This is a genomic window from Pseudomonas sp. AC255, assembly GCF_979258175.1.
Genome location: NZ_OZ409841.1, coordinates 5,635,583 through 5,650,333 on the forward strand (window position 1 = coordinate 5,635,583; position 14,751 = coordinate 5,650,333).

Consider the following 14,751-nt stretch of genomic DNA (forward strand, 5'->3'; position numbering starts at 1 on the left):
GAGAGGAGCGATACATGAACAAGTCCACCTTGGCCCTGGCTGTGGCCGTTGGGGTTATGGCGCAGCAGGCAGGCGCCGCCGGTTTCATCGAAGACAGCAAGGCTACTCTGGGGCTGCGTAACTTCTACATCAACACTGACAACCGTAACGGCACTGCCGAACCAAGCCGCAACGAAGAGTGGGGCCAAGGCTTCGATCTGCGTTTCATTTCCGGTTACACCCAAGGCACTGTCGGCTTCGGTATCGATGCCATCGGCCTGTTGGGCGTACGTCTGGATTCGGGCGGCGGCACCAACGGTAACGTTGCCTCCAACGGCACCCCAGGCACTGCTTACGGCGGCACTGTTTTCCCAAGCGAATCCAACGGTCAGGCAGTTGATAACTTCTCCAGCCTGGGCCTGACAGCCAAAGCGAAGATCTCCCAGACCGAACTGAAGCTGGGTACTCTGCAGCCGAAGAACCCGGTCATCGTCACCAACGACGGTCGTTTGCTGCCGCAAACCTGGCAGGGTGGCCAGATCACTTCCGGCGAGATCAAGGACCTGACTCTGGTCGGTGGCCAGATCGAGCACGTGAAAGGTCGTAACTCCAGCAACAATGAACAGCTGTCGATCGGTGGTGCAAACGCACGCACCGCGAACAGCAACAAGTTCATCTACGCCGGTGGTGATTACAAAATCACCAAGGACCTGACTGCCCAGTACTACTACGGCAATCTGGAAAACTTCTACAAGCAGCATTTCCTGGGTCTGGTGCATAACTGGTCGATCGGTCCAGGTGTGTTGAAGTCCGACTTCCGTTACTTCAATAGCTCCGACGACGGCCGTAATGGCGATGAATCTGCCTATTTCAGCAACGGTGCCTACGGCAACAGTTCGCTGGGTAACGGCAAAGGCAAGGTCGACAACAATCTGTACAGCGGCCTGTTCCTGTACACCGTTGCCGGTCACACCTTTGGTGGCGGCTATCAGGTGAGCAACGGCAGCAGCGACTTCCCTTGGCTGAACCAGGGCGACGGTTCGTCGAACTACACCATCACCGACATGCAGATCCAGAAGTTCAACCGTGCCGGCGAGCGCACCTGGCAAGCACGTTACTCCTATGACTTCGCCAAGGTTGGCGTGCCTGGCCTGACCGCAGGCATGGTTTACCTGCGTGGCGACAATGTCGATACCTACGCGAGTCGTGTGCAAACCTCCAATGGCGCTTCCGAGTGGGAACGCGATCTGACCGTGGCGTACGTGGTTCCGGAAGGCCCGTTGAAGAACGTCGGCTTCATGTGGAAAAACGCTTCGTGGCGCACCGACATCGCTGGTCAACGCGACCAGGACGAAAACCGCCTGATCCTCAGCTACTCGATCCCGCTGCTGTAATAGCGCTCGAGCAACTGAAGCAAAAAAAGCCCCGTCCGGCATCGCGCCGGACGGGGCTTTTGCGTTTCGAGTCAGGCTCACCCCCGTAAGCCTTTCTCGATTTCCCTCTTTGCTGCAACTCAAGGCCTTCTCGAACCTTGGTTGGATGTTCGTCGCGATGCCGTCTGGTGTCCAATGAACAGATGTTTAATATTCACTAATGATCTAGATATCTAGTTATTTATTCTTTTTCACACTGATTGATCCCGAGCTACAGTTGTTGTCTCCCATCCCTCATCAGGAGCAGCACCATGAGCCTCAGACTCGGCGACATCGCCCCCGATTTCGAACAGGATTCCAGCGCCGGCAAGATTCGTTTCCACGAATGGCTGGGCGATAGCTGGGGCGTGCTGTTTTCCCATCCGGCGGACTTCACTCCGGTGTGCACCACCGAGCTGGGTTTCACCGCCAAGCTCAAGGATGAATTCAGCCGACGCGGCGTCAAGGCCATCGCGCTGTCGGTTGACCCGGTGGACTCGCACCACAAGTGGATCGAGGACATCAACGAAACCCAGAACACTATCGTCAACTTCCCGATCCTGGCCGATGCCGATCGCAAGGTCTCCGATCTCTACGACCTGATCCACCCGAACGCCAATGACACGCTGACCGTGCGTTCACTGTTCGTCATCGACCCGAACAAGAAGATCCGTCTGACCATCACCTACCCGGCGAGCACCGGGCGTAATTTCCACGAGATTCTGCGGGTGATCGACTCGCTGCAACTCACCGACAACTACAAAGTCGCCACACCGGCTAACTGGCAGGACGGTGAAGAAGTGGTGATCGTGCCGTCGCTCAAGGATGAGGACGAGATAAAGCAGCGCTTCCCCAAAGGTTATCGCGCGGTGAAGCCGTACCTGCGCCTGACGCCGCAGCCGAACAAATGAATCAGTGAGATTTTGATCGTTCCCACGCTCTGCGTGGGAATGCCGCCCGTGACGCTCCGCGTCACAGTGGACGCGGAGCGTCCATGGATTCATTCCCACGCAGAGCGTGGGAACGATCATCATCACGGAGCCACAAAGCAGGGGATTTCAGGCCGTTTCGACGGCCTTTTTTTCGCCTGGATTCTGCTCCGCGATATATCTCTTAAATGCATAACCAAATGAATAAATATGATTTATGGATATATAAATCAGCTGGTAAGGTCACTGCCATTGAAGCGAGATCGCAGCCTGCGAATCGCCTGTAACGCTTAAAGGAATCTGCAATGCTGGTCGTCTCACTCGGTGGCAGTCCCAGCCTGCGCTCCCGTTCCGGGGTGCTGCTGGAGCGTTCGCAACGCTGGTTGCAACAGCAAGGGGTGGAAGTGGTGAGTTATCAGGTGCGGGACTTCCCGGCCGAGGATCTGCTCCACGCGCGCTTCGACAGTCCGAAGGTCCTCGACCTGTTGCAACAGATCGCAAACGCCGATGGCCTGCTGATCGCCACGCCGGTGTACAAGGCCTCGTTTTCCGGAGCGCTGAAGACCCTGCTGGATCTGCTCCCCGAGCGTGCCTTGAACCACAAGATTGTCTTGCCGATGGCCACGGGCGGCAGCATCGCCCACATGCTGGTGGTCGATTACGCGCTCAAGCCTGTGCTGTCGGCACTCAAGGCCCAAGAGATGCTTCAGGGCATTTTCGCCGAGGACAGCCAGATCGCTTATGGCGAAGGCAGTGCCGCCGCGCAACTGGCGCCGGCCCTGGAGCAGCGCTTGCACGAGGCCCTGGATCAGTTCATCGGCGCCATGGCGCGCCGGCCGAAACCGCTGGAGCCAGGCCTGCTGAACGAACGTTTGTTGAGTGCTCGCTGGAGCATTTAAGCCTTATCGAAATTTGAAGTACTGGCCTTACTCGCCCGCCAACGGGCAAGCAGGTGCAGCCACAACCCAACAGCAAAAAGGAGAGCGCTATGCGCACTGTATTTTTGCGTCGTGGTCTGGTCGCTCTGTTTGCTGCGGCTGTCACCTTCGGCGCCATCACCCAAGCTCAAGCCGAGACATTGCGGATCGGTTATCAGAAGTACGGCACGCTGGTGCTGCTCAAAGCCAAAGGCACGCTGGAAAAACGCCTCGCCGCGCAAGGCGTCGACGTGCAATGGACGGAATTCCCTGGCGGCCCGCAGTTGCTCGAAGGCCTCAACGTCGGCTCGATCGATTTCGGTGTGACCGGCGAAACCCTCCGGTTTTCGCACAGGCCGCTGGCGCGGATCTGCTCTACGTCGCCTATGAACCGCCAGCGCCGAACAGCGAAGCGATCCTCGTGCCGAAGGACTCGCCGATCAAATCGGTGGCAGATCTCAAAGGCAAGAAAGTCGCCCTGAACAAAGGCTCCAACGTCCACTACCTGCTGGTGCGCGCGCTGGAAGACGCCGGCCTCAAGTACAGCGATATTCAGACCGTGTTCCTGCCGCCGGCTGATGCCCGCGCTGCGTTCGAACGTGGCAGTGTCGACGCCTGGGTCATCTGGGATCCGTATCAGGCCGCTGCCGAGAAGCAACTGCAAGCGCACACCCTGCGCGACGGCAAAGGCATCGTCGACAACCATCAGTTCTATCTGGCCACAAAACCTTACGCGCAGAAAAATCCCGAGGTGATCAAGACCCTCGTCGAAGAGGTGCGCGCGGTTGGTGAATGGTCGAAAGCCAATCCCGAAGACGTGACGCAACAGGTCGCGCCACTGCTTGGCCTGCCGGCGGACATCACCCTGACCTCGGTGAAGCGCCAGGGCTACGGCGCGCTGTTCCTGACCCCGGAAGTGGTCGCTGCGCAACAGAAAATCGCCGACACGTTCTTCCAGCTCAAGCTGATTCCCAAGCCGTTGAGCATCAAGGATGTGATCTGGACCCCGCCGGCCGCTGTGGCCCAAAGCTCCCAAGCCCAGTAATTCGAATCCACAAGGAGACCACTCCATGAGCCTCAACATCTTCTGGTTCCTGCCGACCCACGGCGACGGCCATTACCTTGGCACCGCCGAAGGCGCCCGCGCGGTTGATCACGGTTATTTGCAACAGGTCGCGCAAGCGGCGGATCGTCTGGGTTTTGGCGGGGTGCTGATTCCGACCGGGCGTTCCTGCGAAGACTCATGGCTGGTGGCAGCCTCGCTGATTCCGGTGACCCAGCGTCTGAAATTCCTCGTCGCCCTGCGCCCCGGGATCATTTCCCCGACGGTCGCGGCGCGCCAGGCTGCGACGCTGGATCGTCTGTCCGGCGGGCGTGCCCTGTTCAATCTGGTCACCGGTGGTGACCCGGAAGAACTGGCCGGTGACGGGCTGTTCCTCAACCACGAAGAGCGCTATCAGGCCTCGGTGGAATTCACCCGCATCTGGCGCCGTGTGCTGGAAGGCGAAACCGTCGATTATGACGGCGAGCACATCAGCGTGAAGGGGGCGAAGCTGCTGTATCCGCCGATCCAGCAACCGCGTCCGCCGCTGTATTTCGGTGGCTCTTCGGAAGCGGCGCAAGATCTGGCCGCCGAGCAAGTGGAAATGGTCCTGACCTGGGGCGAGCCGCCGGCAGCGGTGGCCGAGAAGATCGCACAAGTGCGCGCCAAAGCTGCCAGGCTCGGCCGCACCGTACGCTTCGGTATTCGTCTGCATGTGATCGTCCGTGAAACCAACGCCGAAGCCTGGCAGGCAGCGGACCGGCTGATCTCGCATCTGGACGACGACACCATCCAACGTGCCCAGGCTTCGCTGGCGCGCTTCGATTCGGTCGGCCAGCAACGCATGGCCGCGCTGCACGGCGGCAGCCGCGACAACCTTGAAGTCAGCCCGAACCTCTGGGCCGGCGTCGGTCTGGTACGTGGCGGTGCCGGTACGGCGCTGGTCGGCGATGGCCCGACCGTGGCAGCGCGGGTCAAGGAATATGCGGATCTGGGCATCGATACCTTCATCTTCTCCGGTTATCCACACCTCGAAGAATCGTATCGGGTAGCCGAGCTGCTGTTCCCGCATCTTGACGTTGAACGCCCGGAACTGCCGAAGAGCGCCGGTTATGTCAGCCCGTTCGGCGAGATGGTCGCCAACGACATCCTGCCCAAAGCCGCGTCGCAGAGCTGAGGCGCGGCCATGAACAAATTTATCCACAGCCTCGCGCCCTGGGCGTTGCCGGTGTTGCTGCTGGCGGTGTGGCAGTTGTCGGTGTCGGCCGGTTGGTTGTCGACGCGGATTCTGCCGGCACCGGTGGCGGTGATCGAAGCCGGTGTCAGTCTGGTGCGCAGCGGCGAGATCTGGACACACCTGGCGATCAGCGGCTGGCGCGCAGCACTCGGTTTCACCATCGGCGGCAGCATCGGTCTGGTGCTGGGTTTCATCACCGGCCTGTCGAAGTGGGGCGAACGCCTGCTCGACAGCTCGGTGCAGATGATCCGCAACGTGCCGCACCTGGCGCTGATTCCGCTGGTGATCCTGTGGTTCGGCATTGACGAGTCAGCGAAGATTTTCCTCGTGGCGCTGGGCACTTTGTTCCCGATTTACCTCAATACTTACCACGGCATCCGCAACGTCGACCCGGCGTTGGTGGAGATGGCGCGCAGTTATGGTCTGAGCGGTTTCAGCCTGTTCTGGCAGGTGATTCTGCCGGGTGCGTTGCCGTCGATTCTGGTTGGCGTGCGCTTCGCCCTGGGCTTTATGTGGCTGACGCTGATCGTCGCTGAAACCATCTCGGCCAGCTCCGGTATCGGCTATCTGGCGATGAACGCCCGCGAGTTCCTGCAGACCGATGTGGTGGTGCTGGCGATCCTGCTTTACGCGGTGCTCGGCAAACTCGCCGACCTCGCCGCCCGTGGTCTTGAACGTGTGTGGCTGCGCTGGCACCCGGCCTATCAGGTTGCCAAGGGAGGTGCGGCATGACCGCTCAACAACCTCCACGCCTGCTGCGCGGGATTCCGCTGGCGGTGCGCAATCTGCAGAAAACCTTCGGCGCGCGCCAGGTGTTGCGCGACATCGATCTGCACATTCCGGCGGGGCAGTTTGTCGCCGTGGTCGGGCGCAGCGGTTGTGGCAAGAGCACGTTTTTGCGCCTGCTCGCCGGCCTCGATCAACCGACTGGCGGCGAGCTGCTGGCCGGCTCCGCGCCGCTCAGCCAGGCGCGCGACGATACCCGGCTGATGTTCCAGGAAGCGCGGCTGCTGCCGTGGAAAAGGATCATCGACAACGTCGGTCTTGGCCTCAAGGGCAACTGGCGCCAGCAAGCGCTGGATGCACTGGAAGCAGTGGGCCTGGCCGATCGCGCCAATGAATGGCCGGCGGCGTTGTCCGGCGGCCAGAAGCAGCGTGTCGCGCTGGCTCGGGCGCTGATTCACCAGCCGCGTCTGCTGTTGCTCGATGAGCCGCTCGGCGCGCTGGATGCGCTGACCCGAATCGAGATGCAGCAACTGATCGAACGGCTCTGGCAGCAACACGGTTTTACCGTGCTGCTGGTGACCCATGACGTCAGTGAAGCGGTGGCGATCGCCGATCGGGTGATCCTGATCGAGGACGGCGAAGTTGGCCTCGACCTGCACGTCGAACTGCCGCGCCCCAGGGTGCGTGGCTCGCATCGCCTCGCCGCACTGGAAACCGAAGTGCTCAACCGTGTTCTGTCCCTGCCCGGCGAACCGCCGGCGCCGGAACCCGTTTCACCCCTGCCTACGCAATTGCGTTGGGCGCAATGAAGCAGCTGCAAGCTTCAAGCTACAAGCCGCAAGAACAAGCCTGGTGCTTTTACTTGCAGCTCATTTCGATCCTAGGAGAAATGCCATGACTATCAAAGCCATCAACGTGCGCAACCAGTTCAAAGGCTCGATCAAGGAAATCGTCCTCGGCGACGTGCTGTCGGAAATCGACGTGCAGACCGCTTCGGGCATCGTCACTTCGGTGATCACCACCCGTTCTGTGAAAGAGTTGGAGCTGGTGGTCGGCAGTGAGGTGATCGCCTTTGTGAAATCCACCGAGGTGTCGATCGCCAAGTTGTGAGCCGGTGAGCAAAAAACAACCCCGGAGGGTGTGAGCCCTTCGGGGTTTTTTGTGCCTGTCGCGGATTCGGCGGCGCGGCTTTCGCGAGCAGGCTCGCTCCCACAGGGGAACGCATTTCAAATGTGGGAGCGAGCCTGCTCGCGAAAGGGCCGGTGCATGCGCTAGAGATTTCTTTTGGGTAAATATGGCGGAAGGTACAACCCGATATAGGCATCAAACACGCGCATCCCTTCCTCGGCCATGCGCGGGGTGATCTGCCCGTGCTGCTGCACCGAACGGGCATAAACCCGGTCGCCCAGTTCCATCGCCAGGGCAAACACATCGACATCGTCCGGCAGCCTCGGCAACTCGAAATGCTGGTCGAACAGCTTGTGCATCAGGTCGCCCAGTTCGAGGTCGTGCTGGCGGTCGGCCTGGGTGACTTCGGTCAGGCCATGTTGCGCCAGAATCAATTGCCGCGCGGCTGCGTCTTCGTCGTAGATCTCCAGCATGCGCTGTTCGACCAGTCGCGACAGATCTCGCCAGTCGCGCAAAGCATCATGATCGATCGGCGCTTGCAGGCAGGCGCGGAAGGCCGCGTGGACATCGGCGGTCAGCGCTTCGAGCAGCGCCGGGACGCTGGCGAAAAAGTGATACACGGAGGAGGGCGGAATCTGCGCGCGTTCGGCGACGCTGTAGATCGACAGACTGGCCACGCCCTCGGCCGCCAGCAACGTGCGCGCGGCATCGAGGATCGAATCGATCCGCGCCTGACTGCGGGCACGGGGTTTGCGGACGGTGGCGGGACGCGTCATGGAAGTCTCCTGCGGGGCAGCGGGCATTGTACGAGGCGGCTTGTGCGTTGTCTGCCAGTACCCTGTGGCGAGGGGATTTATCCCCGTCCGGCTGCGCAGCAGTCGTAAACCCTGAGAGCCGGGTATTCCTGACACACCGAGTGGTATGGATTTGGGGCTGCTTCGCAACCCAACGGGGATAAATCCCCTCGCCACAGGTTTTGTGTTCGGCCATAAAAAAAACGCCGTGGGCGCGAAGCCAACGGCGTTTCTTTGGACGTTACAACGCTTAAACAGTATGCAGATACCAGTTGTATTCAAGGTCGGAGATGGAGTGTTCGAACTCCTCCAGCTCGCTTTCCTTGCAGGCAACGAAGATATCGATGTATTTCGGATCGATGTACTTGGCCATCACCTCGCTGTCGTCCAGCTCGCGCAGGGCATCGCGCAAGTTGTTCGGCAGGCTCTGTTCGTTCTGCTCGTAGCTGTTGCCTTCGACAGGCGCGCCCGGTTCGATCTTGTTGACCAGGCCGTGGTGCACGCCGGCCAGTACCGAAGCCATCAGCAGGTACGGGTTGGCGTCGGCGCCGGCCACGCGGTGCTCGATACGTACGGCATCGGCAGAGCCGGTCGGTACGCGAATCGCCACGGTGCGGTTGTCCAGGCCCCAGCACGGCGAGTTCGGTACGTAGAACTGCGCGCCGAAGCGACGGTAGGAGTTGACGTTCGGGCAGAGGAAAGCCATCTGCGCCGGCAGGGTCTCGAGCACACCGCCGATCGCGTGACGCAGCGCGGCGTTCTGCTCGGGATCCTCGCTGGCAAAAATGTTTTTGCCGGCTTTGTCCAGAATCGAAATGTGTACGTGCAGACCATTGCCCGCCTGGCCCGGATACGGCTTGGCCATGAAGGTGGTGTCCATTTCATGGTCGTAGGCGATGTTCTTGATCAGACGCTTGAGCAGGACCGCGTAGTCGCAGGCCTTGATCGGGTCGGCGACGTGGTGCAGGTTCACTTCGAACTGCGCCGGGGCACTTTCCTTGACGATCGCGTCGGCCGGGATGCCTTGTTCTTTGGCACCTTCCAGAATGTCCTGGAGGCAGTCGACGTATTCGTCGAGGTCGTCGATCAGGTAGACCTGAGTCGAGTGCGGGCGTTTGCCGGAGATCGGCGAGCGTGGCGGCTGTGGACGGCCGTTCACGTTTTCCTGGTCGATCAGGTAGAACTCGAGTTCGAAGGCGGCGCAGATGGTGAGGCCGAGCTCGTCGAACTTGGTCACCACCTGGCGCAGCACTTCACGGGGATCGGCGAAGAACGGATCGCCTTCGAGTTCGTGCATGGTCATCAACAGCTGCGCGGTCGGGCGCTTCTGCCATGGCTCGTTGCACAGGGTATCGGGGATCGGATAGCAGATGCGATCGGCGTCGCCGATGTCCAGGCCCAGACCGGTGCTTTCCACCGTGGAGCCATTGATATCCAGAGCAAATAGAGAGGCCGGCAGGTTGATGCCTTTCTCGTAAACCTTGTGGAGGCTGGTGCGTTCGATGCGCTTGCCGCGCACCACACCATTCATATCCGCAATCAGAAGGTCAACGTACAGAACCTCAGGATGTTCCTTAAGGAACGCGTTCGCTTCGTTAAGCTGAACGGCACGCGGGGGTACCGACATGATGCAACACCTTTGTTGTTAAAAATATCAATCATTGATCTTTTCTGGTTTCAGTCAACCCGAACGGCCTGCCGAAGTCAAGCGAGGCCTTTTTTGCCCCGAAAAAGCGCTTGAAGGGCATTTATGGGGCACTTTGGGGCGTTTTTTTCAACCTTGAACGTTGCTCAGCTGCGGGCTTGAGCAGGCCGTGTTGTATTTTTTACGGGGGTGTTGTGTAAAAAAATGAACAAGGCTAAGCTCCGGTCAAACCCATAACAGCAATAATACCGGGGTGCTTCATGTCTCGCCTGCCGTTAATCGGCATCACCGACTGCTCGCAACAGTCCGGTCTGCATGCTCATCACATCAGTGGCGATCAATCCGTCCGTAGCGCAGCCAGCAAGGCGCGCAGCCTGTTGACGAGACTCTCTTCGAAATCCGGCAAAACGGCAGCGTCCGATATTCTGGACGTCGGGCACAGCATCCGCTTTATGGCGTCTCCTTCCACTATAGAACTCTTTCCCGCTCAAAGCCCGTGCCGCACTTGGCGCCGTGCTTTTGATTCTGCACGTTTGCAAAGTGCACGGGAAATGCAACGCCAGCGTCAAGGGCAGGTAAGCTCCTCTTTCATTGTCTATGCGCGGTGCCAGGCGTAAGCCGGCACTGCGCGAGCAAGCCCCTTTAACGCGACGCCGCAAGCGTCAAAATTGCCTGACATCGCGTCAGGAGACTCAGCCCAGAGGCATTTATGAGTAACAACCTCGACCAGCTCACCGATTGGTTGAAAGACCGCAAGATCACAGAAGTCGAATGCATGATCGGCGACTTGACCGGTATTACCCGGGGCAAGATTTCGCCGACCAACAAGTTCATCGCCGAGAAAGGCATGCGTCTGCCGGAAAGCGTGCTGTTGCAGACCGTGACCGGCGACTACGTCGAAGACGACATCTATTACGAACTGCTCGACCCGGCCGACATCGACATGATCTGCCGTCCCGACCAGAACGCCGTGTACCTGGTGCCGTGGGCCATCGAGCCGACCGCGCAGGTGATCCACGACACCTACGACAAGCAAGGCAACCCGATCGAGCTGTCGCCGCGCAACGTCCTCAAGAAAGTCTTGAAGCTGTATGCCGACAAGGGCTGGCAGCCAATCGTGGCGCCGGAAATGGAGTTCTACCTGACCAAGCGCAGCGACGACCCCGACTATCCGTTGCAGCCGCCGATCGGCCGCTCGGGCCGTCCGGAAATCGGCCGGCAGTCGTTCTCCATTGAAGCGGCCAACGAATTCGACCCGCTGTTCGAAGACGTCTACGACTGGTGCGAATTACAGGAGCTGGACCTCGACACGCTGATCCACGAGGACGGCACGGCGCAGATGGAAATCAACTTCCGTCACGGTGACGCCCTGTCGCTGGCCGATCAGATTCTGGTGTTCAAGCGCACCATGCGCGAGGCCGCGCTCAAGCACGATGTCGCTGCGACATTCATGGCCAAGCCGATGACCGGCGAGCCGGGCAGCGCCATGCACCTGCACCAGAGCATCATCGACATTCAGACCGGCAAGAACGTTTTCTCCAACGAAGACGGGACCATGAGCCAGTTGTTCCTGCACCACATCGGTGGCTTGCAGAAGCTGATCCCCGAGCTGTTGCCGCTGTTCGCGCCGAACGTCAACTCGTTCCGCCGCTTCCTCCCGGACACATCGGCACCGGTGAACGTCGAGTGGGGCGAAGAGAACCGTACCGTCGGCCTGCGCGTACCGGATGCCGGCCCGCAGAACCGCCGCGTGGAAAACCGTCTGCCGGGCGCCGACGCCAACCCGTACCTGGCGATCGCCGCGAGTCTGCTCTGCGGTTACATCGGCATGGTCGAGGGCCTGAACCCGAGCGCGCCAGTGGTCGGCCGTGGTTACGAGCGCCGCAACCTGCGCCTGCCGCTGACCATCGAAGACGCGCTGGAGCGCATGGAAAACAGCGCGACCATCGAGAAGTATCTCGGCAAGACCTTCATCACCGGCTACGTCGCGGTCAAGCGCGCCGAGCATGAAAACTTCAAGCGCGTGATCAGTTCCTGGGAGCGTGAGTACCTGCTCTTCGCCGTCTGATACGCCGGGCGCGGCGGCCAGCCGTCGCGCCTTCACCGATAACAAGGAGAATTGGCATGACCAGCAACAACCCGCAAACCCGTGAGTGGCAAGCGCTGAGCAGCGATCACCACCTGGCCCCGTTCAGCGACTTCAAGCAACTGAAAGAGAAAGGCCCGCGGATCATCACCAACGCCAAGGGCGTTTATCTGTGGGACAGCGAAGGCAACAAGATCCTCGACGGCATGGCCGGCCTCTGGTGCGTGGCGATCGGTTACGGTCGCGATGAACTGGCCGATGCCGCCGCCAGGCAGATGCGCGAGCTGCCGTACTACAACCTGTTCTTCCAGACCGCCCACCCGCCCGCGCTGGAACTGGCCAAGGCGATCGCCGACGTGGCGCCAGAAGGCATGAACCACGTGTTCTTCACCGGCTCCGGCTCCGAAGGCAACGACACCATGCTGCGCATGGTCCGTCACTACTGGGCGATCAAAGGCCAGCCGAACAAGAAAGTCATCATCAGCCGCAAGAACGGTTATCACGGTTCGACCGTGGCCGGCGCGAGCCTCGGCGGCATGACTTATATGCACGAGCAGGGCGACCTGCCGATTCCGGGCATCGTCCACATCGCGCAGCCGTACTGGTTTGCCGAAGGCGGTGACATGTCGCCGGAAGAGTTCGGCATCTGGGCGGCCAATCAGCTCGAAGAAAAGATTCTCGAAGTCGGCGTCGACAACGTCGGTGCCTTTATTGCCGAGCCTATTCAGGGTGCCGGCGGCGTGATCATTCCGCCCGACACCTACTGGCCGCGCATCAAGGAAATCCTCGCCAAGTACGACATCCTCTTCGTTGCCGATGAAGTGATCTGCGGTTTCGGCCGTACCGGTGAGTGGTTCGGTAGCGATTTCTACGACCTTGCGCCTGACATGATGACCATCGCCAAGGGCCTGACCTCCGGCTACATCCCGATGGGCGGATTGATCGTGCGTGATTCGGTGGTGGCCGTGCTCAACGAAGGCGGCGATTTCAACCACGGCTTCACTTACTCCGGGCACCCGGTGGCAGCAGCGGTGGGCCTGGAAAACATCCGCATCCTGCGCGACGAAAAAATTATCGAGAACGCCCACAACGAAACGGCACCGTATTTGCAGAAACGTCTGCGCGAGCTGAACGATCACCCGTTGGTGGGTGAAGTTCGCGGCGTCGGTCTGCTGGGGGCGATCGAGCTGGTGCAGGACAAGGCCACGCGCAAGCGTTACGAAGGCAAGGGCGTGGGCATGATCTGCCGGCAGTTCTGCTTCGACAACGGCCTGATCATGCGCGCGGTGGGCGACACCATGATCATCGCGCCGCCGCTGGTGATCAGCAAAGCCGAAATCGATGAGCTGGTTACAAAAGCACGCAAGTGTCTGGACCTGACCCTCAATGCGCTGCAGGCCTAGGTGCTAGGCTTTGGGCGGGGAGCTGCGGCGCACTCGCTCAAAGCTGTCAGAAAGGCTGGTCTTTTGTTGAAAGACCGCCTCGGATCTTGCCAGACTAGCCGCGGTTCCAGTTGTCCGGGTTCGGCCGCTGAACAAAGTGGTTCAAAAAAGAAAAATTTGGAGCATGACGCATGAAGGCATTAGGTAAAAAGCTAGCTGGCAAGACTCTGCTCGCGCTGTCCATGGCGGGCATGATGGCGGGTGCGGTGCACGCGGACGACAAGGTGCTGCACGTCTACAACTGGTCCGACTACATCGCGCCGGACACCGTGGCCAACTTCGAAAAAGCCACCGGGATCAAAGTCGTCTACGACGTCTTCGACAGTAACGAAACCCTGGAAGCCAAGCTGCTCGCCGGCAAGTCCGGTTACGACATCGTGGTGCCTTCCAACAACTTCCTCGCCAAGCAGATCAAGGCCGGGGTTTACCAGGAGCTGGACAAGTCCAAGCTGCCGAACTGGAAAAACCTCGACGAAGACCTGCTCAAGGCCGTTGGCGACGCCAGCGACCAGGGCAACAAACACGCCTTCCCGTACATGTGGGGCTCGATCGGCATCGGCTACAACCCGGCCAAGGTCAAGGCTGCGCTGGGTATCGACAAGATCGATTCGTGGGACGTGGTGTTCAAGCCGGAAAACATCGAGAAACTCAAAAGCTGCGGCGTGAGCTTCCTCGATGCCCCGACCGAAATGATTCCGGCGGCATTGCACTATCTGGGCAAGCCGACCAACAGCAAGGACAAGGCTGATCTGAAAGCCGCCGAAGACCTGTTCCTGAAGATCCGTCCTTCGGTCGCCTACTTCCACTCGTCCAAGTACATCTCGGATTTGGCCAACGGCAACATCTGCGTCGCCGTCGGTTACTCGGGTGACCTGGAGCAATCCAAGACCCGCGCCCAGGAGGCCGGTGACAAGGTCAAGCTGGCCTACACCATTCCGAAAGAAGGCGCCGGTACTTTCTACGACATGGTCGCCATTCCCAAGGATGCCGAAAACGTCGAAGCCGCCTACAAGTTCATGAACTACCTGCTGGAGCCGCAAGTGATGGCCGGCATCACCAACGCCGTGCGTTTCCCGAACGGCAACAAGGCGGCAACGCCTCTGGTGGACAAGGACATCACCAGCGACCCGAGCATCTATCCTTCGGCTGAAGTGAAGAAGCAGCTCTATGCGATCAGCGATCTGGACGCCGCCACACTGCGTCTGATCACCCGCAGCTGGACCAAGATCAAATCGGGCAAATAAGCCGGTTTGTCGCCACAACCACTGGCCGTCGTCGTCGCGACGGCGGCCAGCGGATAATTAAATGACAGAAAGTTTTGCTGGATCGGTTTTTCGAGGGTAAGTTGCGCGCCGGTTTTGTTGTCGGGCAGCCATGGCTGTCATGCAGCGCGGGGCAACTTGGGCCCAATCAA

13 protein-coding genes and 1 pseudogene are annotated in these 14,751 nt (G+C 60.0%); 12 read left to right on the forward strand and 2 right to left on the reverse strand.

The window, feature by feature from the left end; all coding sequences use genetic code 11:
* Positions 1–14: 14 nt before the first annotated feature.
* The 8 genes and pseudogenes from ACZZ0K_RS25390 to ACZZ0K_RS25425 all read left to right on the forward strand — a co-directional run bounded on the left by ACZZ0K_RS25390 (position 15) and on the right by ACZZ0K_RS25425 (position 7,352).
* Positions 15–1,373 (forward strand): OprD family porin, encoded by a 1,359-nt coding sequence (locus tag ACZZ0K_RS25390; RefSeq protein ID WP_095181290.1) that lies wholly within the window; start codon positions 15–17, stop codon positions 1,371–1,373.
* A gap of 290 nt (positions 1,374–1,663) precedes the next feature.
* Complete coding sequence (locus ACZZ0K_RS25395) at positions 1,664–2,302, forward strand: peroxiredoxin (RefSeq protein ID WP_041476878.1); 639 nt, start codon at positions 1,664–1,666, stop codon at positions 2,300–2,302.
* A gap of 323 nt (positions 2,303–2,625) precedes the next feature.
* The gene (gene ssuE, locus ACZZ0K_RS25400) at positions 2,626–3,219 is read left to right on the forward strand and encodes an NADPH-dependent FMN reductase (protein WP_041476877.1); all 594 of its coding nucleotides are present in this window, start codon (positions 2,626–2,628) and stop codon (positions 3,217–3,219) included.
* Between the two features lie 89 nt (positions 3,220–3,308).
* Positions 3,309–4,282: pseudogene (locus ACZZ0K_RS25405) on the forward strand (sulfonate ABC transporter substrate-binding protein).
* 25 nt (positions 4,283–4,307) lie between these two features.
* A complete protein-coding gene (gene ssuD / locus ACZZ0K_RS25410; RefSeq protein WP_133335804.1) occupies positions 4,308–5,456 on the forward strand; it encodes an FMNH2-dependent alkanesulfonate monooxygenase in 1,149 nt (382 codons plus the stop codon).
* A 9-nt stretch (positions 5,457–5,465) separates the two neighbouring features.
* The gene (ssuC, locus tag ACZZ0K_RS25415; RefSeq protein WP_027610511.1) at positions 5,466–6,248 is read left to right on the forward strand and encodes an aliphatic sulfonate ABC transporter permease SsuC; all 783 of its coding nucleotides are present in this window, start codon (positions 5,466–5,468) and stop codon (positions 6,246–6,248) included.
* The gene (ssuB, locus tag ACZZ0K_RS25420; RefSeq protein WP_016772655.1) at positions 6,245–7,051 is read left to right on the forward strand and encodes an aliphatic sulfonates ABC transporter ATP-binding protein; all 807 of its coding nucleotides are present in this window, start codon (positions 6,245–6,247) and stop codon (positions 7,049–7,051) included. Before ssuC ends, ssuB begins: the two co-directional genes overlap by 4 nt.
* An 85-nt stretch (positions 7,052–7,136) precedes the next feature.
* Positions 7,137–7,352 (forward strand): TOBE domain-containing protein, encoded by a 216-nt coding sequence (locus tag ACZZ0K_RS25425; protein WP_003229256.1) that lies wholly within the window; start codon positions 7,137–7,139, stop codon positions 7,350–7,352.
* A 161-nt stretch (positions 7,353–7,513) separates the two neighbouring features.
* Here the strand turns inward: ACZZ0K_RS25425 and ACZZ0K_RS25430 are convergent, their stop codons facing one another.
* Positions 7,514–8,146: a TetR/AcrR family transcriptional regulator gene (locus ACZZ0K_RS25430; protein ID WP_041476873.1), complete on the reverse strand. Its 633-nt coding sequence runs from the start codon at positions 8,144–8,146 to the stop codon at positions 7,514–7,516.
* Positions 8,147–8,414: 268 nt separating this feature from the next.
* Positions 8,415–9,791 (reverse strand): glutamine synthetase family protein, encoded by a 1,377-nt coding sequence (locus ACZZ0K_RS25435; protein WP_016772657.1) that lies wholly within the window; start codon positions 9,789–9,791, stop codon positions 8,415–8,417.
* Between the two features lie 278 nt (positions 9,792–10,069).
* Between ACZZ0K_RS25435 and ACZZ0K_RS25440 the strand changes: the two genes are divergently transcribed.
* The 4 genes from ACZZ0K_RS25440 to ACZZ0K_RS25455 all read left to right on the forward strand — a co-directional run bounded on the left by ACZZ0K_RS25440 (position 10,070) and on the right by ACZZ0K_RS25455 (position 14,581).
* Positions 10,070–10,426: a glutamine amidotransferase gene (locus ACZZ0K_RS25440; RefSeq protein ID WP_252877077.1), complete on the forward strand. Its 357-nt coding sequence runs from the start codon at positions 10,070–10,072 to the stop codon at positions 10,424–10,426.
* Between the two features lie 92 nt (positions 10,427–10,518).
* The gene (locus ACZZ0K_RS25445) at positions 10,519–11,877 is read left to right on the forward strand and encodes a glutamine synthetase family protein (protein ID WP_016772658.1); all 1,359 of its coding nucleotides are present in this window, start codon (positions 10,519–10,521) and stop codon (positions 11,875–11,877) included.
* Between the two features lie 56 nt (positions 11,878–11,933).
* The gene (locus ACZZ0K_RS25450) at positions 11,934–13,298 is read left to right on the forward strand and encodes an aspartate aminotransferase family protein (protein ID WP_236167738.1); all 1,365 of its coding nucleotides are present in this window, start codon (positions 11,934–11,936) and stop codon (positions 13,296–13,298) included.
* Positions 13,299–13,468: 170 nt separating this feature from the next.
* Positions 13,469–14,581, forward strand: a complete 1,113-nt coding sequence (locus ACZZ0K_RS25455; protein ID WP_039757472.1) for a polyamine ABC transporter substrate-binding protein — start codon at positions 13,469–13,471, stop codon at positions 14,579–14,581.
* Positions 14,582–14,751: the final 170 nt, after the last annotated feature.